General features: G+C 57.3%; 17 protein-coding genes. 1 reads left to right on the forward strand and 16 read right to left on the reverse strand.

What is annotated here, in order from left to right; all coding sequences use genetic code 11:
* Nucleotides 1–26 precede the first annotated feature (26 nt).
* The 7 genes from ACYVM5_RS00295 to ACYVM5_RS00325 form a co-directional block, all read right to left on the reverse strand.
* Nucleotides 27–941 (reverse strand): exonuclease domain-containing protein, encoded by a 915-nt coding sequence (locus tag ACYVM5_RS00295; protein ID WP_460616187.1) that lies wholly within the window; start codon nucleotides 939–941, stop codon nucleotides 27–29.
* A 118-nt stretch (nucleotides 942–1,059) separates the two neighbouring features.
* Nucleotides 1,060–4,113, reverse strand: a complete 3,054-nt coding sequence (locus tag ACYVM5_RS00300) for a DEAD/DEAH box helicase (RefSeq protein ID WP_460616188.1) — start codon at nucleotides 4,111–4,113, stop codon at nucleotides 1,060–1,062.
* Between the two features lie 47 nt (nucleotides 4,114–4,160).
* Entirely contained in the window at nucleotides 4,161–5,060 is a 900-nt protein-coding gene (locus ACYVM5_RS00305; RefSeq protein WP_460616189.1) for a hypothetical protein, read from the reverse strand.
* 38 nt (nucleotides 5,061–5,098) lie between these two features.
* Nucleotides 5,099–6,853 carry an ABC-three component system protein gene (locus ACYVM5_RS00310; RefSeq protein ID WP_460616190.1) on the reverse strand — a complete coding sequence of 585 codons (1,755 nt, stop codon included), beginning with the start codon at nucleotides 6,851–6,853 and terminating at the stop codon, nucleotides 5,099–5,101.
* On the reverse strand, nucleotides 6,850–7,089 hold the full coding sequence (locus tag ACYVM5_RS00315; protein ID WP_206986426.1) for an ABC-three component system middle component 6: 240 nt from the start codon (nucleotides 7,087–7,089) through the stop codon (nucleotides 6,850–6,852). Before ACYVM5_RS00315 ends, ACYVM5_RS00310 begins: the two co-directional genes overlap by 4 nt.
* The gene (locus ACYVM5_RS00320) at nucleotides 7,086–8,009 is read right to left on the reverse strand and encodes an ABC-three component system protein (RefSeq protein WP_460616191.1); all 924 of its coding nucleotides are present in this window, start codon (nucleotides 8,007–8,009) and stop codon (nucleotides 7,086–7,088) included. Before ACYVM5_RS00320 ends, ACYVM5_RS00315 begins: the two co-directional genes overlap by 4 nt.
* A 93-nt stretch (nucleotides 8,010–8,102) precedes the next feature.
* Complete coding sequence (locus ACYVM5_RS00325; RefSeq protein WP_460616192.1) at nucleotides 8,103–9,062, reverse strand: site-specific integrase; 960 nt, start codon at nucleotides 9,060–9,062, stop codon at nucleotides 8,103–8,105.
* A gap of 284 nt (nucleotides 9,063–9,346) precedes the next feature.
* Between ACYVM5_RS00325 and ACYVM5_RS00330 the strand changes: the two genes are divergently transcribed.
* Nucleotides 9,347–10,267, forward strand: coding sequence for a toxin-antitoxin system YwqK family antitoxin (locus tag ACYVM5_RS00330; RefSeq protein WP_460616193.1), 921 nt, complete (start codon nucleotides 9,347–9,349; stop codon nucleotides 10,265–10,267).
* A 13-nt stretch (nucleotides 10,268–10,280) separates the two neighbouring features.
* Here the strand turns inward: ACYVM5_RS00330 and ACYVM5_RS00335 are convergent, their stop codons facing one another.
* The 9 genes from ACYVM5_RS00335 to ACYVM5_RS00375 form a co-directional block, all read right to left on the reverse strand.
* Nucleotides 10,281–10,745 carry a DUF305 domain-containing protein gene (locus ACYVM5_RS00335; RefSeq protein WP_460616194.1) on the reverse strand — a complete coding sequence of 155 codons (465 nt, stop codon included), beginning with the start codon at nucleotides 10,743–10,745 and terminating at the stop codon, nucleotides 10,281–10,283.
* Nucleotides 10,746–10,925: 180 nt separating this feature from the next.
* Nucleotides 10,926–11,135 (reverse strand): heavy-metal-associated domain-containing protein, encoded by a 210-nt coding sequence (locus ACYVM5_RS00340; RefSeq protein WP_460616195.1) that lies wholly within the window; start codon nucleotides 11,133–11,135, stop codon nucleotides 10,926–10,928.
* Nucleotides 11,136–11,278: 143 nt separating this feature from the next.
* A complete protein-coding gene (locus tag ACYVM5_RS00345; protein WP_460616196.1) occupies nucleotides 11,279–11,620 on the reverse strand; it encodes a four-helix bundle copper-binding protein in 342 nt (113 codons plus the stop codon).
* A 46-nt stretch (nucleotides 11,621–11,666) separates the two neighbouring features.
* Entirely contained in the window at nucleotides 11,667–12,641 is a 975-nt protein-coding gene (locus ACYVM5_RS00350) for a hypothetical protein (RefSeq protein WP_460616197.1), read from the reverse strand.
* A 133-nt stretch (nucleotides 12,642–12,774) separates the two neighbouring features.
* Entirely contained in the window at nucleotides 12,775–13,368 is a 594-nt protein-coding gene (locus ACYVM5_RS00355) for a helix-turn-helix transcriptional regulator (protein ID WP_460616198.1), read from the reverse strand.
* A gap of 348 nt (nucleotides 13,369–13,716) precedes the next feature.
* On the reverse strand, nucleotides 13,717–13,974 hold the full coding sequence (locus ACYVM5_RS00360) for a heavy metal-binding domain-containing protein (RefSeq protein WP_460616199.1): 258 nt from the start codon (nucleotides 13,972–13,974) through the stop codon (nucleotides 13,717–13,719).
* Nucleotides 13,975–14,050: 76 nt separating this feature from the next.
* A complete protein-coding gene (locus tag ACYVM5_RS00365; RefSeq protein ID WP_460616200.1) occupies nucleotides 14,051–15,442 on the reverse strand; it encodes an efflux RND transporter periplasmic adaptor subunit in 1,392 nt (463 codons plus the stop codon).
* Nucleotides 15,435–16,838: an efflux RND transporter periplasmic adaptor subunit gene (locus ACYVM5_RS00370; protein ID WP_460616201.1), complete on the reverse strand. Its 1,404-nt coding sequence runs from the start codon at nucleotides 16,836–16,838 to the stop codon at nucleotides 15,435–15,437. Before ACYVM5_RS00370 ends, ACYVM5_RS00365 begins: the two co-directional genes overlap by 8 nt.
* Nucleotides 16,816–18,072, reverse strand: a complete 1,257-nt coding sequence (locus ACYVM5_RS00375; protein WP_460616202.1) for a TolC family protein — start codon at nucleotides 18,070–18,072, stop codon at nucleotides 16,816–16,818. Before ACYVM5_RS00375 ends, ACYVM5_RS00370 begins: the two co-directional genes overlap by 23 nt.
* Nucleotides 18,073–18,076: the final 4 nt, after the last annotated feature.

Genomic DNA, 18,076 nt, shown 5'->3' on the forward strand with positions numbered 1-18,076 from the left:
AACAACTCATGCCATTAATTGTGCGATTACAGATTGCGAAGGAAATCTACCTCTGAGAGGATTTCTAATCCAGCGCCTTTTTCGATGAGCTTCACGGCCTTCTCCTGCTTGCTACTCATGCCGTCATCACCAACGATGCGGTAATCCTGCTGACCAACTACCAGAAAGCAGGTGTCTTTGGTAACGCCGTTGCTGTTGATTCCGCCAATGTCGGCAATAAGCTGCTGCGCACTAGCGCGCAGCATGGATGAAAGAGTGCCAGTAAACACCACGCTGCGGCCGTAGAACAGGTTGTCAGGCTTATGCTTAGTTGGGTCTCCCTTTATCAGGCTTGGGTCTTTATAAGCATAAATACGCCGCGTTATGCAAGGGTCGTAGCCGTCTGGATGCAGCTGTCCGATGTTGGTTAGCAGCTTCTCGGCAAAGTCGTCTTTGCAGGTGACACCGGCATACGCAAAGGTTTTCAACGCCAGTTGCGCGCAAGCTTGGGCATCACTAGCTGCGCGGTGATGTTGCAGTGGGATACCGTGAAATTTGCACAGCGTATGCAAATCATAAGCTGGTAGCCCAGTCCATACTTTCTTCGAGAAAATATAGCTGCAGACGTACTGAAGCGAAGGAAAAGGCAACTCGTATGTCTCCAACGTCCGTCGCAACACACTGAAATCGAAGCCCGCGTTATGAGCCACCAGTAATTGCCCTTCCAGTAGGGGCTGCAATTCGGGCCAGAGTTCGGCCCAGGTAGGTTGGTCGGATACATCGGCGGGGTGAATGCCGTGGATAGAGATGTTAAACGAGTCGAAGTAGGGGTAGGAAGGGGGCTTAATCAACCACGACTTGGTGCCGGTTACCTGCCCGTCTTCCACGAACGCTAAACCTATTTCGCACGCGCTGTCGCGGTCAGCCGTAGCAGTTTCAAAATCAATAGCAATGAACTTCATAAGGAGCCGAGGATAGCAAGGGTAAAGTGTGGGGAGTTAAGCAAATTCAAGGTGAATATGCGGTTTTAACCTTGGCTTTCACAACTTGGACGGGCGCGAATTTCCCCAGCCCACATGGCTAGGATGCCGACGATGCCTTGGCCAGGCTGGTGAGATGTTGCTTCTCCCAGATAGGCCCTATCACTTGGCTTCTTTCTAGACCGAATAACTCGATGGCAGTTGGTTCAACAGTAGCCCAAGAAAGCGATGCTTCTACAATGCCGTGGCGCGCCAGCAACAGTATTTCCCCACGATTCAGGATAGGCACCTTCAGCAATGGGAGCGCCGAGGCCGGCAAGCCAACCTCTAGACGGGTTGTTAACAAATTCAGGGCCTCATCTTCCAAAAGCAACATAGGGTGCAGGGCTTGGACAATGGGCACCACCGAGCGGAAATGGTAGCGCGTTGCGTCCGCAATCCGCCGCACATCCCCGTAGCTGACCGGCACGAAAGAGGAGTTGGTATACGCCTGCTCCAAACTTTCCAAAGAATCGCCTTCTAGCCAAGCTTCTACCAATAAGGCTCGTTTGGCTCGGCGTAGATAGGCTATCTGGTCGGGGAGGGAACGCTGGTAGAGCTGCACCAAGTCGTTGCCCACTTTTTGAGCCGCATGATAGGGCCAAGTCTTCTCCTTGTTCCCGTTTTTAAAGAGGGGCGTGTAGGTTTCGTCTAGTTCCGGCAGCGCTTGCGTCAGGGCCAACAGCCGCTCCAGCGTGATGGTGGCGGGGTTCAACAACTGCAGCAAGTGCAGCAGGCGCAGGATAGAGTCAAAGGAGAGCGACGAATTGGCGCAGGCAAATCCTACTAGAGTTAACTGGAGCATAGGACCCTCCTGCTCCGCAATGCCCGCCCGAATTAGGGAGATGATTATATTTTCCACCTGCGCATCCATCTGGGGCCGCCAGTTTGGATTGTTGCGGCCCTCCACGTACCCTCCGTAGGTATTGGCCAGTAAGGTGGCCACCTCCCGGCGGCCAACCCGCGGAATTTGGGCCAGCAGACGCAACACCCAGGTGGACAGATTGCCAGTGGCAAAGGAAGAGCGCATGGCTTCTGGCTGACCAAGAACGTAGTGCTGGAAAAGCTGACGTCGCTCCATGGGGGTGTTGGCGATAATGAATGACTGGCCACGCTCATTGTAGCCCAGTCGGCCAGCCCGACCTACCATGTTTTTGTATTCGGCAATGGTGAAAGGCTTCTGGTCTTCTCCGAGGAATTCTGTTTCGCCTAGAATTACTGCCGAAGCAGGCGTATTGATGCCGGCTGCGACAGTAGTCGTGGCCCCCAGCACCCGCACGGGTCCTTGCTGGTCGCGAAATGCGCGCTCGACTACCTCCCGCTCTTCCCGAGATAAGTTGCTGTTGTGAAAAGCTGTACCTCCCCGCAGGCAGTCGCGCAACCTGGTGGATGTAGAGGAGCGGTCATGGGCCGGCAATGCCGCTATGGCCGCATCCGCACTGGGCAACCCTAAATCCTTGGCCAGGTAACCCGCCACGCCTTCGGCTTTACCGCGGACGTTACGGAATACAATGAGCTTAGCCGTCGGCTGTTGTGCCAGCAGAGCCTGCGCTAGGGGCACTATCACGTCCTGCGTACTGGCTTTATCGCGGCGTATCCGCACGGCATGAGCAGGTAGTAGCTGCCGTTTCTGCTGGAGCCCGGTGTCCGGGTCTAAGTACTCAAAAACGCCTGAGCGGTCAATAACACCTTCCTCTAAAGGTACGGGCCGCCGGGTGGTAATCAGTGCCTGGCATCGCAGCCAATGCTCAAATCCGTTGGTGTTGCCGATGACTGCCGATAGCGCTACCAACTGCGGAGTGATACCCCGTTCGCGAGCAGACAGAATGTAGGTCAGCAACAGCTCGACGCTGATGCCTCGGCTGGGGTCAGTGATAAACTGCGCCTCGTCCACGACCACCACCCCGATGCGGCTCAGCGTGCCCTGGTTTTTTACCACCAAGTTCAGAAACATCTCATAGGTGAGCAGCGCAATGTCATACTTACCCCGCACAAAGGCATTGGTAGCGTCTTGGTAGTCGCCAGTGCATCGAATCACCCGTAGGCCCAACCGCGTGCCGTACAAGTCAGAAAACTGCTCATACTTTTCGTTGGCCAAGGCTTTGTACGGCACCAAAAAAACAGCCCGCTGGCTGCTAACAGCAGCCTTTACGGCAGCTAATTCTCCAATAAACGTCTTGCCGCTGCTGGTCGGGGCTACAACTAACAGGGATTCGCCGTCGAGTATCCGATAGTCGTTGACTGCAGCCAGTTGCAGCTCGTTGAGCCCTTGGGAGAACTGTTGTTCCCAAAGTTGAATAACCTCCTCGGGCAAGCCGAAGCCCATTAACTCCCGAATGTTTTCCGACACCTTCAGGCCGGTCTGTTCAGGAAAGGCTTGGTAATAATGCTGTCCGGCCTGTAGCGGGGGAATGGTAAAGCCCCCATCTATATCTCCTACCCATTTGGGGGTTTGGGTGAGGCCCAGACGTTGCGCTTCGGCGCGTACCCGCCCGGCAACTTCAGCCATCAGACCTCCCACTTCTACTGGACCGGTAGCAGCCCGTAAGGCCGCAGTCAAGGCCGAAGTTAGTAGACCATGGCCCGCAGCCTCCCAAGCTTCTTCATCAACATTAGCTGCAGCTAAGAGCATACGCCCACGTCCGGAAAAAGCCGATTCCAAGGAAAAGCCACTGCCTCGTGGCTGTAAGCCATCCTCAATCACTTTGGCCGGCGCCCCTCCACTGAAACAGCAGTCGAGAACCAGCAAAATATGGCGAGCCCTGCTTTGGCGAAACCGTGTGGCTAGGTCTGCCATGGAGATAGTTGTCCCCGCCAAGTCCTCTAAGTTGGTATCATGGGCTACTAAGCGGTGGTTATGAGTGCCGTGACCAGAAAAGGTTAGCAGCACCACATCATCATCTGTAGCAGCATCCAGCGTCTGAGCTAGCAACTCATCGATACGGGACCGAGTAGCCTCTTCATCTACAAGCAGGACGGGAGTAGCGTCAGGAAGTGTGTCTTGCCAGAGTGACCACAAAGCCATGGCATCCCGACGGGCACAGTTCAGGTCAGAAATGTCCGGGTCAGAATGGCGGTTGACGCCAATGAATCCTGAAAGAAATCGGGCGGCCATAAGCTGTCGTAGTCGAGGTTTATTTAATGGTTTACCGCCATAGAAGGCTAAGGCAACGGCAAAGAAGGAATTCCGCCCACCTTAAAATGGAGATTGTTGTGCTTTTCGATAAGTCTGTACCCATCGCTGTGCTCTACTAAAGAAAATGAGAGAGTTCGCTTTTTGAAAGCTCCTTTCCTTTCATACTCCTGCATAAAGGCTGAGGTAGGGTCTCGCAACTGCTCCATCATGCTGTCCAAGTTGTCGTGAAGCTTATCACTATCTCTGACTGCACGAAAGCTATGCTTGGAGGTTGGCATACCACCCCCAGGAGGTACGATGGCTACACCTTCAGCTACTTGAAAGGCCACAGTTACGCCCGCCTTACGCGCTAGTGCGACTTCCTGGTCGGTTAAAATGTGCGTTAGACTAGCACCCCTAATGGTATAAGGAGAGAGCAGGGCAGGCCAGTTGCGATAAAGCACTTGGAGTACTTCTTGTTGGGTCCAGGCTCCATGTGGGTAGAGTCCGAGCATGTATACGGCATTGTGAGCGACCCAAGCAAATAGAATTGGTTCGGTACGAGTAACGAAACCGTCAGGGGCTAGGGTAGCGCCAAGATGAAAGTGATGAATGCCCCAGTCGTACCGTAATGCATCCCGGTTAGCCACTTTTTTTACTCCTCGACTCATGTGCGGCCGCAGATTTCGCCCTGACTCAATCCTTTCGATGAATGCTAGCAATCCCGCCTGAAGCTCAGGAGGACAACTGAATGCATCCGCATAAAATACTTGACGAGGTTGTACAGGAATGGTAAGGTGCAGTAGCACATTAAAGTATTCCAGTAACACCTCCTCGTCGTGGACAAGCTGACTGATATCGAAACCGCAAGCTGTTAGGCGATGCTTTGCAATTGTTAGCCAGTCTCTATACAAATCCATCTTCTCAATAAGCAGTGATGAATTCATTAGATAGTAAGCTAATAAGGTGTACAAATTACTTGTACTTAGTTAAACTCGAACCCGAACAGACCACCGCCAGGTTCGTCAGTCAACCTGGGAGGAATTATATAATCTTCTAAGGGAAAGGCAGTGACCCTTTCTTTTGGAATTTGGTCCGAGTTCAGAGTTACTATGTATTGGAAGCCAATTTGCTCAGCCAGCTTGGCTCCATATTCTAAAGCCCTCTCTTTCTGACGTTCGTCAATAGGGTCAAATAAGCTGCTGTCGTGTATCAAAAATCCAGGAGAAATTCCGCGCCTCGTAGCCATTCGCATAAGCATCATGTCAAAGCAAAATATCTGTGCGTTGTTAACCCCTTGGCTTTTCATCCCTTGAATAGTCACCTCAAAATTCGGCCCCGTTTCACTCGGATATATATTGAGATTACCTGCATTTTCATATAAAGCTCGTGAAGCTTCCTCAAATGCTAAAATCGCGTCTTTTAGCAACTGTTCGTTTTCAATAAAGTCGCGCTGTAGTCGTAAGTACAGGCGTTGTTGGTCAATCTTGAACTGAGCAACACGCTCTGCAACTTCGTGTAAAATAGACTGCTGTTGCTTTATCTGTTCAGCCCGAGCTTCTGCTCTACTCAATTCGCTCTGCAGCTTCGAGTAATGCTGTAAGGCGCCATGCGTCTTCAAAAGTGTCATGACCTCAGTTCGCCTATCGTCGAGTTGAGTCATTTTCCGTTGCCTATTTTCAACGTTTAGGCGAGCCTGCGTCAACTCTTCTTCTAAGTACATTTTTCGGTTCCGCACTACCGATTCGTGAAATTTGCGCACCTCTTCGAACCGCTGCAATGCTATTCCCGGCAAAGACACCCCAGCCTCGGAGTACATTCGTTGCACGTCATCAAGCTGCGGGGCCGACTCAGAACTCAACGAGACTTCCAAATCATGTATGTACAAACCGTCTTGTGCATTCTCGTCCGCTAATTTATTTATCTCGCGGGTGAGAGTATTTGCTTCTTTCTCCCGCTCCGCATAATCGGGGAGCATTCGAAAACTGCGAACAGCCTCCGTCATTCTGTTGACATCTTCTTGAACGAGCACAGATTGCGTCAGCAATTGCTTGGGGTCACCCGTGAGCCCTTCTAAAAGACCGTCTTGTGCAGCTTTTTGTAGTTTTTTAGTGTTCTCCGCAGATTGTCTAAGCTGCTCCCGCTCCGTACTGATGCGCCAATCCAATCCCAGTAGATAGGATAGCGCTACCCGAGTGTCTGCTGGGCTTTGCTTGCTTGATTGCTGCTGTGGATTGAGAAAGGCTCCACTGCTTGCTCGGCGAGCGAAATAATTGAAGAGCATGCCAAACTTTGGCCCAAACTTCTCAGGTTTTTCAGGGAGTTGAAATATAATTCTCCCTAAATCAGACTCCCACTTTGCACTAGAAACAGTAGCCTCCCAATCACCATCTAACGCATCAACGGGCCAATCATTGACAGCTTCAGATGCGTCAACTTGTGTTAAATGCACCTTGCCGAAAGTTGCACCTGAACGAGTTGCGCGCATGCGTACTCCACGCAGGTCAAATTCAATCCCAAAATTATGGTCCTTCAATTCGGGTTTGCGGAACAGAGAACTAGGGTCTCCTTCTTTACCAAGCGCAAAATGGATTAATAACACAATGCTTGATTTACCCGCCTTGTTGCGTGTTTGGCCAGCTCCTGAAGCTTCGCCTTTGTCGGCAATAATTATATTTAAGCCTGAGCGGAAGGCGTAAGACTTAAAACTAGGTAATGAGCTGAAAATAGAATAAATCATGCAGAGGTTGTCCGGGCAATGCGCTCGTTTGCGAAATGAATAATGCCCATTGCGGATAAGAGGTCAAGAGCGAGCACGAACCAGTCGAAGGAAATAGAGTTATCCTGAGAAGGGTCATGCTTGATATCTGACCAAAGCCGTGAAACAGATTTGGGTTCTTGAAGATGCGTCAGCAGTTGCGCACCAACAGTAAGCAATGCACGCTCGGTAGGAAGATGTTTAGTAGGTAGAATCATACCTCTGTCGCCTCCTTCAAAGATGGTGTGCTGCTAAGAGGCTCAAAAATGTCACAACGCTCAAAGAAATAGGCTAAAATTGCCAAAGCTGCTGCCTCGGAGGAGTGCTGATGGTGCCTAATCAAGTTGAATAGGGCACTGTAAATAGCATCAGGGCCAATGCGCGATTCTTTTAATCGGATGTACTCTTTTCTAAGAACTTGAGCGACTCGGTTACCAAGCTCAGGGTCGAATCGATGGGTGCCAAAGAAATCGCCAACACGTGGGGCAAGCCCCATCCCCATGCGAACTAAGTTTCGACTGTTTGAGCTCAAACTGTTTGCATTGAGTTTTCCTGGAGGTACTTCTTGTATATGAGCTGGTTGCTCGGGAAGTGAGTGAGCAAGTTGTTCTAAAACATGCTTAATCTCCTCAAAGGTTATTTGTGAAGGCCTCGTCGGTTTGTAAGGCAGCCCCAGAACCGCCATAATATCATCCTCATCAAGGCTAAACAGCTTCTTGGAGAGGTCAATTGGGCTGAAAGGAGTAAGTTTTATTGGGTTGTGCTGCTTTTCTAAAGCTAGTATTGTCTGCTGTATATGAGGGCCTAGGCCATCAAATGCGTTGTGAACAAAGGACCACTTGTCGAAATCAGTGCCCCAATGAGGGAGAGCACCCAAAAAGTCCTCTTCAATTTTCTTGATGGCTTGCGTCGCAGACATCTCATTTGGAGCATAAACTTGGTACAGATGACGCTCCGATTTCAAAAAACCATCATTTTTTTTGTCACCGAGGTTGCCCCATGGCCGCGTTTTCATGAAGTCTTCTGGATGGGCCCGCTGCATTACGTCTGAAAACAGAGTTTGGTATACATCGCCCTTGCTTTCGTAAACGCGAAGTTTAAACCTCATCTCATACATTTCTCGCGTTTCTGGATGCATCAAGTAAAGAGGTTTAAATGTGGTTAAGCAAGTCAGAGGTGGCCTTTTCGCAAGCTACAATGCCTGTATGAGTAATTTGGATTCGTCTGGGTTTTATAAGCCTAGTTCCTTAGCCGCATTGTGCTGCTGCACATTGTCCAAGCGAGTGTAGCGGCGAATCATCGCACTGGTCTTGTGCTTAGTCTGGTTCATGATTTTGCTGTCATCAGCCCCGTTGAGCTTGGCCACCGTAACAAAGGAGGCGCGTAAGGAATGGGCCGTATAGCCAGGTCCCAGGTAGCGTTGAACAAGCGTATTGACGGTCTGGTCGGAAAGGCGGTTGGTGGTGAGCCGGTTGCCCTTGCGCAGCATGACGAACACCGGTCCTTCGCTGCGTTCCAATTGCTCTAGCCACGCCTTCAAAGAGCGAATGGGGCAGACCGCCGGCTCGGGGGAGTAAAAAATGGCCTTTTCCTCATAATCGCCCAACTGATTGGTTTTGCTCTTGCCCAGTGATACCACCAAGCACTCATCGGTAAACCGCAAATCCTGCACATTAAGAGCCGTCAATTCTGAGCGGCGGAATGCTCCTGTGAACCCCAGCAGCAGAATGGCCCGGTCCCGCAGCCCGGTCACCGTCTGCACATCTAAGCTACGCACCAGCTGCTTGAGCTGCACCAGCGAAAACGCTGGCGCCTGCTTTTGACGCACCCCACGGACCCGGCGCACGCCGTCCATGAAAATCTTGAACTGCTTGTCGTCTGTGGGCGAATCGACGCCGCGTACGGCGTGGGCCTTGCTGATGGCCGCGCAGTGCTGTTCCAGCGTGCCGACCTTTTTGCCTGCTTCGGCCAGGTAGGTGCAAAACCCAACCAACGCATCGACCGGCGCCGGCAGTGGTGAGAACCCGTTCTCGGTGCACCAGGCGCTGAAGCGCTTCAGGTGGGCGGCGTACGCCCGGGCCGTATTGGGCGCGCCGGTCAGTCCTGCCTCGACGTAGCGGGCGGCCGCTCCGGTGTGGTGCGCCAGCCCATGGCCAATGGGATTCACAGTCAGTGCGGCGGAGTTTTCCATGCAGCCTATATATAAGGTAAAATCCCCCGATTTTTGGTTGGGCCGGCAAGATAGTGGATAGGTAGTGATAAGACTTACTAATCGATACCTATTATTAGTTTATAAAATCTCTCGTTCCACTGGCAGTTTAGAGTCGATAAGTAAGTCTTATGGTTCCTAAACTCTGAAAAGGAGAGGGGAACGAACCTCGGTAGTCCGCTCAGGCAAGTGGAGTAAGTAGCTTCGGAAAACTTCGCGCTATTTTTACCAACCGCAATTCTACTCAACCCGCCTGGCTTTCGCTTATGTCAAAAGTATACTCGTTGCTTTTTCTACTCCTTATTATAAGTGTCTCCGCGCGGGCCCAGCGCCCCAAGCCAGCCGCGGTGAGTTTGCCACCCGCCGACACCGTGTACTTTGACCGCGACTGGGAGCGCACCGAAACACTGGAAGAGGTTTCCTACGCCCGCGTTGCGCACCGCGACGCCTCGGGCAAGCCGGTGGGCACGGTGCGGGATTATTTCTACCCCTCGTGGAAAAAGCAGTGGGAAGGCAAGCTCGCCGCAGAAAAGCCGGACAAGCCCACGGGCCTGTGCTGCGGCTGGCACGAGAACGGCCAGGTCAGCTTTCGCGGCACGTACCTGAGTGGGGCGCAGCAGGCCGACTTTCGCAGCTGGCGCGAGGATGGCCGCGAAATCAAGTGCCGGTCCCTCATGCAGGATGCCCTGCCGCTGAGCACCGCCACCCTGCACTGCAGCAACTGCATGCACAGCAGCCGCAACGTGTTTACGGTAGACATTCCGGCCGGCACGGCGGGCATTGTCTATAAACTCGACGTGCGCGACGAGGGACAGCCGCCTATTTCCTGGTCGACGGCCCTGGCAGTCGCCGCCGTGGCGGGCAGCGGCGGGGCGGCGGCTCCGGCCCTGCTGGGCACGGCGGCTTCCGCGCTGCTCAAGCAGGGCAACAATGCCCCGACTACCGTTAGCACCAAATGCCACTGGTATATCACGGCCGACCCGGCCGCGGTGCAGCAGTTTCTGGCTTCTAAGGGCACCATTACCAGTGCCTGCCTGCGGGCGGCCGCCAACACGCCCCAGGAAACCCGGCCCATTGCCCTGCCGCCGGGCACGCGCCAGCTGTTTGTGTGCGTCAACAACGACAACTACACCACCGACGCAACGGCCACCCTCAGCGTGACAGCGCTGGTGCAGACGTGCAAGTAGGTTGGCCTCAAACTTACTGGTGCGCTTGCTCCAGGCGATGCAGCATGCGCTTCATCTGGGCAATCTCGCGCTGCTGGGCGCTGATGATGCTGTCGGCCAGGGCCCGTACTTCGGGGTCTTTGATGGTGGCCCGCTTGCTGACCAGAATGGCAATGGAGTGGTGCGGAATCATGGCCTTCATCCACAGCTGGTCGTCGACAAAGACCTGGGTGCGGACCATGAAGGTGACTACTGCAAACAGCACGAGGCTCCCGCCCATAATCAGCGCGTTGCGGCGCTTATCGGGGTACATACTCCACATAAAGCCCATCATAATCAAGGTCATCGGCACCAGCATAAGCAGGGCCATGTATACCCTCGTTAGGCTGAAGTACACGTGGTCCCACTCGTAGACGTTCAGGTACATCACGGCATACATGGCCACCAGCGAGGTGGCCAGCATCAGGAAAAAGCGGGCATAAGGTTTTGAGTGCTCCATAATAAGTGGGTGTACGACGCAGAATGTTGTCAGATTAGCCCCGGGTAGCCCTTGCAATTGCATAATTTGGCGTCCATGCTGGGGGGGAGAGGCAGCCAGAACCGGGGCATCAGATTTTATGGCCAGCCCTAACTAAAAAGCCCGGCCGAAGCCGGGCTTTATCACAGAAGAAATAGCTGCTTAGGCCGCCGCAATCCGGAAGCCGGCCTGCTCCACGGCTTGCACCACTTGTTCCGGCGTGAGCTTGTCGGTGCTCACGGTCAGAATCTTATCGGGGTTAGCCGTGTCGACTTGCCAGTTGCCGGCTCCGGCCTGCTGGTTGAGGGCGGGCGTGACGGCCTTGATGCAGCCACCGCAGTTGATGTTGGTTTTGAATTGCAGGGTTTTCATGACGAGTTGAGTTAAGGAACCCGCACCGGGTTCGTGTCAATACAACACGCAAAGCTGTGGCCAGAGTGGCACGCCAGGGGTATAGAATTGCGCAGGGGACTTGCATGATTTCCCGTCACCCGGCCGTCAGCATAAAAGCAGGCTTAGGCGGCTGCTTTCATCCCGGCGCGGCACGCTGCTTCGCAGCGGCGGCAGGCCTCGGCGCACTCCTTGCAATGCTGCATGTGGGCACCGTGCTTTTCGCACTCATCGCCGCAGGCCTTGCACACTTCGGCGCACTCGCGCAGCAAATGCGGGCCGTGCTCCGAGCCGCGGGCAATCAGGCGGGCCGTCAGGGCGCAGACATCGGCGCAGTCGCGGTCGAGGCTAATGCAGCGGGCCATCATTTTTACGTCTTCTTCCTTGAGGCAGGCGGTGGCGCAGTGCTCGCAGGCGGCGATGCAGGCGTTGAGGGCGTCGAGGAGGGATTGGTTCTGAGCGTGCATGAGGATTGGAATTAGGAGTGAACGGCGTTGCGACCGGAATTACTCCTTATACCTGTTGTTCTCGGCCCGGTTTTACATCAATTGCCTCGTGGCTTGCATCATTTGGCGCTGCCGGGAAGAATTGCGCAAGCGTCTTATGAAACAGGCGCTGCTGCGCAATGACGAGTTGATAGCGCAGCACGTCCCGTTGCAGCATCAGTTCGTCCACATGAAACCGCGGGTCTTTGGCGGGCTTGGTTTCATAGATGTAAACCTTGAGCAGGGCATCGAGCAGGATAAACAGCCTGACGCAGTTGGGCTGCGTAGCGAAAGCCTCGTTGCTGAGCAAATGCGCGGCCAGGTGCCGACTAAAATTTGCGTAAGCCGAACCAGTTTCCGAATTCAGGTACAAGTGCTTGGTCAAGATAGCCTGACTGGCTTTCACATACACGTCGTGAAAAAGCACGTTGCCGGGGTTTGGCTGGCGCAGGTAGGAGTTGCCCACAAACTTGCGGATGGTTTCAAATTCCGGCTTGGGTTCGGGGCCGGTGCCGTCAAACCCATTCCAGCGCAGAATCAGCCCCTCCACCACGGGGACCAGCGTGAGAAAGGCACTGACATAATTTTCCTGGTAATACGCAATGGTGGCCGCCTCTACCAGCGGGGCAAATGACTGAAAAGCGGGGGAATATGTAAATCCCTGCTTTAGGATGGCGCATATCTTGGGGGATGTGATGATGCTGTCTAAGTAGCTCAGAATAGCAGCTTCGGAAGCCGGTAGCTCAGCGGCGAGCTGCCCGATTCTCCTAAAATCAGCCGTCGTCATGGTAGCTGGAGTCAACAGGGCATAGCTGGCCAGCTGCTCATTCAAGGCCAGCAGGTCCGTTATCTCCGCGTTAGACGTGGTAGAAACGTGTGGCCGCCGGGCATCCTGGTCACGCTCTTTTCGGGCCGCCGCTTTGGCTTTCTCATAAACCAGTGCGCTTACCTTGCTCCACATGGTGCTGTCGTCAATAGCCAAGTCGGCTCTAACATCTGCCACTGGCTTATTTGCCTCTAGTTGGGTAAAAGCTTCGGTTGCCAGGTAAGCGGCGGTTATTTTAGCCATCGGGGTTCGTGGGTGCTTATCGCTGGCAAGGTAGTATTCTCCACGTTTGCCCCAGCCCAGCCAGGCGTTATGCCTTAACCACACTCATTTCCAGCTGCTGCCGGTAGGCCGAGGGCGAGCACTGCGCGAACCGCCGGAACTGGCCGGAAAAGTGCGCTAGGCTGCCGTAGCCCAATTGCCGGGCAATATGTCCGATGTCAAGCCGGGAAGTAGCCAGCAATTCCTGCGCGTAAGCCAGGCGTTGCCCGGTGATGTAGCCAATGAGGCTTTCGTGGCCAGGCAGCTGGGCAAAAGCCGCGTGCAGGTCGCGGCTGGCCAGACTCATTTCCCGGGCCAGGGCAGGAATGAATTCGCGGTGCCGCAGCGTGTCGGAGCGCCGCAGCAGCCCGGGCACGGCCAGCTTCACCCGGTCAACCAGCGCCTGCGCGGGGTTTTCCAGCAGCGCAAAGCCGGCAGTGGCCAGCGTCTGGCGAATGCACTCCCATTCCAGCTGCTCGGCTGGACCTGCGACTATCGCCGCGCCCAGCCGAACCTCCAGCACCCGCAGTTCCAGGCTTTCCAACTCTCGCCTTACTACCCGAATACCCCGCGAGCAGACCATGTGTTTGATGTATAGTACACAGCGCTTCTCGTCCGACGCAATTGCTGATAGGGTAGGCATGGGCAACGGTTTAAGTAAGGGTGGGGTATCCCGGCCTAAGGGTGGTTGGGACTCGGTAGAGTTCGACCCTGGGGCGGACTGTTTGAGAGCGCAGAATAGCACGGCAGCCAGCGCGTAATGCAGGTTAGGCAGAGCAGTGCCTTACTGTCAACCACGCTCCCTGATTGAGGAGAAAAACCAGGAAAAAGAAAGTAAGATTGGCCAGGTCCCGCCCGCCGTGGCCGGAATTCCTTAATGTGATTCCTATACTTCGGCACCGTACCGTCCGCATTTAACGAGCCGATATGGTGCCGAAGAAAGGGCCTGTTTAGCTCCGGGAAAAGGCCACCAGTGGCTTAGTCCGGGGCTCTATTTCTTTACCAGGTCCATGCCGCACTTGGGGCACTTGCCGGGCGCGTTGGTAATGACTTCCGGGTGCATGGTGCAGGTATAGGTTTCGGCGGCCACACCCGGGCCGGGGTTACCCGCCGGCTTGGCGGTACTATCGGCGGTGGTGCTGGTGCCGGTTGCCGTGCTGGTTTCGGCCGTGCCCTTGTTGTCGGAGCAGGACGAGAGGGTGGTGGAAAGGCTGGTGAGCACCAGGCCGAGGAAAAGAAGCTTTTTCATGAATGTTGAGAAGGGTGATGAAAAAAAAGTGCTGAACCGCAGCACCACAACGGGTTAAGGATTGGTTTTCGGCGGCTTACATGGCCATGCCGTTCATGCTATCGGTGGCACCCTGACGCAGGGAGTATTCGCTTTGCAGCAGGTAGGCCCCCGACACGACGACTTTGGTCCCGGCCGGCAGGCCCGCCGTGATGGGCACGCTGCTGGCCGAGCCCTCGCCCGTGCTGACCCGCACGCGGCGGTACTGCCGCGCGCCGGTCTGCGTCCAGAGGTAGCTGTTCTCGCCGTCGCGGATAAGGGCTTCCACGGGCACGCGCAGCGTGGTTTGGGCGGTTGACGTCGTCGTTGGGGAATCGAGCAGGACATTGGCCTGCGCCCCCGGCAGCAGGCGGCCTCCGGGGTTGGCCAGCTGGATGCGGGCCAGAGTGACCTGGCTGCTGCCGCTGAGCTCGGGACTCAGAAAGACGACGTTGCCCCGGTGGGAGCCGGACTCTCCGGCCACCTGCACCGTGACGCTGGTGCCCAACGGCAGCCGGGCCACGTCCTGTGGGTAGAGCTGCGCTTCGACCCACACGGTGGCCAGGTTGGTGAGCGTCACCAGGGGGCTGCCTTCGGTCACGTATTGGCCCTGCACCACGTCGAGGGTCTGCACCGTGCCAGTCGTCGGGCTGTAGTACGTGACTACCGGGTTGGGCCGGCCCCGGGCGGCCAGCTGCCGGAGCTGACTGGCACTCAGACCCAAGAGACGCAGCTTTTGAGCCGTAGCCTCAGCAAATTGGCGGTAGGCGCCGCCCTGCTCGCGGCTTTGGGCCAGGGCGAGCAGGTACTCCTGCTGCAGGGCCTGCAGCTGCTCGCTGTACACGGAAAACAGGGGCGCACCCTTCCGCAGCGGCTGGCCGGTTTGGCGCACGTACAGGTGCTCGATGCGCCCGGCTACCCGGCTGCTCACGCTCTCCGTTTGCAGGGCATCGGCGGTGATGGTGCCGGTGAGCACAGTTGGCGCGGGCATTTCGGACGGGCTGGCACCGATGACCTGCGCGTGAATGTTGCCCAGCGTTACCTGCTGCGCAGTCAGCGTCAGGTCCGCGCTGCTGGCCGCGGCGCTTCCCGCCGGAGTCGGCTGCCCGGCCTGTTTTACGAGGTCCATGCCGCAGATGGGGCACAAGCCGGGTTTGGCCTGGTGGACCTGCGGGTGCATCGGGCAGGTGTACACGGCCGCGCTGGTAGCAGCCTTTTTAGCTGCTGGCCCCGTTTTGACGGCTATCAGGTCCATGCCGCAGATGGGACACTTGCCGGGGGCATCCTCGTGAATCTGCGGGTGCATGGAGCAGGTGTAGGATACCTTCTCCCCCATGGCCCCTTGTTCGGGGGACTTGGTTTTCTGGCAGGCCGCGCTGCTGAGCGCCACCAGCAGCACCAGTAGCAACCGGGCAGTAGCAAGCCGCCAAAAGGTTTGCAGGCTAGTCATGGGCGGGCGGGTTTGGTGCGGATGAGGTTTGCAGAAAGCTTTCGCTGTCGACCAGGTACTGGCCGTTGGTGGCCACGTCTTCGGTGCCGCTCAGGCCCTGCCGGATTTGCACCTGCGTGCCCGTGCGCTGGCCGACCAGCACCGTGACGGGCACAAACGTGGGGCCGCGCCGCACAAAGGCGACCTGGCGGGTGCCGAGGTCCACGACGGCGGCGCGCGGCAGCCACCAGCCGCTGGTGGCCGCGCTCGTCAGCCGGGCGGTGAGGCGGGTACCGCGCCGCAGCAGGCCCCTGGCGTTGGGCAACGACAGGCGCACGGCCGGCGTGCTGGCCCCGTTCCGGTAGGTGGGCTCCACCAGCTCCACGCGGGCGCTCAGGGGATGGGTGGGGTCCCCATCCACAAGCACCTGCAGCGTCTGGCCGGGGCGCAGCTGGGCCTGCTCGCCTGGCCCGGGCTGGAACAGGCCCCACACCTGCGCGGTGTTCATGACCTGAAACAGGGTCTGTCCGGCGCTCACATAGCCGCCTTCCTGCAGCGTGAGCGCCGTGGTTGGCGGGGAAGCAGATGCGGTGGCGGGGGCTGCTTCGGCTCCTGCACCCATGGCCGAGGCACCACCCAGGCCACTACCAGCCGGGGCACTGGCTTCGCCCATGCCGGCGGGAGACGGCGGGGCTGGTGACGCTGCGGCCACCGCGTTTTCGACCACGTACCCGTCGTAGGGGCTGAACACGGCTACCCGGTAGTCGGGGCGCCGGGTTCGGGCCAGGGCGCGCAGCTGGCTGTCGCTCAACCCCAGCAGGCGCAGCTTCTGCCGGGCCCCGTTGACCAGGACTGGGTTGTCGGCGTCGTTGCCCAATAAGAAGATGTATTCCTGCTCGGCCGTCACCAGTTCGGGGCTGTAGAGCTCCAGCAGCGTCTGGCCTTTGCGCACGGGCTGGTAGTTGAAGCGCACCAGCAGCCGCTCGATGCGGCCTCCTACGCGGGCGGCCACGGCCCGGCTCCGGCGCGGGTCGTAGTCGACCACGCCGGGCAGAATGAGCGTATCGGCAACGGCCCCGGTGGTAGGCCGCACGGTGGCAATGGCCGACACCACGGACCCGTTGGGTGACGTGACCAGGTGGCCCAGACCCGCGCCGGCCGTGTCGGCGGCCACCGGGTTATCCCCGCTGGCTTTGGGCACCAGGTCCATGCCGCAGATGGGGCACTGGCCGGGCGCGTCGCGCACGATTTGCGGGTGCATCGAGCAGGTGTACAGCTGCGCGGCGGCCGTGGCCACCGGTTGTGCGGGGGCCTGCCCGGCCGGACCATGGGCCTTGCCTTTGCAGCCGGCCAGCAGCGTGAGCAGCAGCACTACCTGCGCGCCGGCTCGCAGTTTATTGCTCCAGCTCCTGGTCATAGCGCACGTGTAAGTTTAGGAGTTCGGTTTGGGCGTCGAGGTACTGCAGGCGGGTTTGCAGCCAGGTTTCCAGGGCTTCGACCACGGCCGGCAGTTGGGCGGTGTTCTGCTGATAGGCCAGCAGCGTCACTTGGTAATTCTTGCGCAGGGCGGGCAGGATGCCCTTTTCGTAGTTTTCCACCTGCTGGCGCTTAGTGCGCAAATCCGACTGCAGCGTGGTGATGCGGCCGGCCGCTTCGGTGAGCAGGCTGGCCCGCTGCTGCTGCACGGCCTGGGCCTCGTAGCCCAGGGCGGCGGTGTTGGCCTTGTACTCGCGGGCCGCCCAAGGGGCGATGGGAAGCGTGACCATGCCCATGAGGGAGAATTGGTTGGGCGTGACGCCCAAGCCGTTCATGTGGTCGTAGCGCACGCCGAAGTCGGGGCGGCGGCGGTTGGCTTCCACGTTCTGGTTGAGGCGCAGCACGGCCAGCGAGCGGTCGAGGCTGCGCACGTCGCTGCGCCGGCGGGACAGCGCCGCCGTATCGGGATAAGGCCCCGCGAAGGCGGTGGGCAGCAGCGTGTCCACGGCAAACTCACCTTCCGGGTCGCGGGCCATCAGCGTGTTCAGGGCAATGGTGTTCTGCCGCAGCTGCCCGTAGAGCTGCTCGTGGTCGTTGCCGTGCATGGCCAGCCGCGCCTGCGCCTGGTAGATGCTGCCCAAGGTGCTCTGGTTGTAGGGGTAGCGGGCCTGCGCCACCTTCAGCAGAAAGGCCAGCAGCTCCTCGCTTTCGTCGAGCACTTTGAGTTTCTTCTCCAGCAGAACGCGGCCGTAGTAGAGGCTGCGGGCCTGCGCCCGCAGCTGGTTGAACATGGCCGTTTGGTCGGCCTGGTCCACGGCGGCCTGGCCGGCTAGGTATTCGCGCTTGGCGCGCTGCTTCACCGGGTTGGGAATCATCTGCTCCACCGACACCATCTGCATGCCCTCGCCTTGGCCGTTGTTCATTTCCTTGATGGGGCGCTGGTTGTAGGGCGTCATCCAGTAGCCGGCACTCACCTTGGGCGCTTCCCAGCTGCTGGCGCCCGCCACGGCGGCCTGCTTGGCCTGGGCGCGGTAGCCGTACTGGCGCAGGGCCGGGTTGCGGCGCTCCACGGCCCGCAGCACTGAATCCAGCGGAAGCACCTGCTGCGCCCGAAGCGGCTGCCCGGCCAGGAGCAGCAGGGCCGGCAGTACACAGTTTCTAAGTTTAGCGAACATGACT

The sequence above is a fragment of the Hymenobacter ruber genome (genome assembly GCF_054783255.1).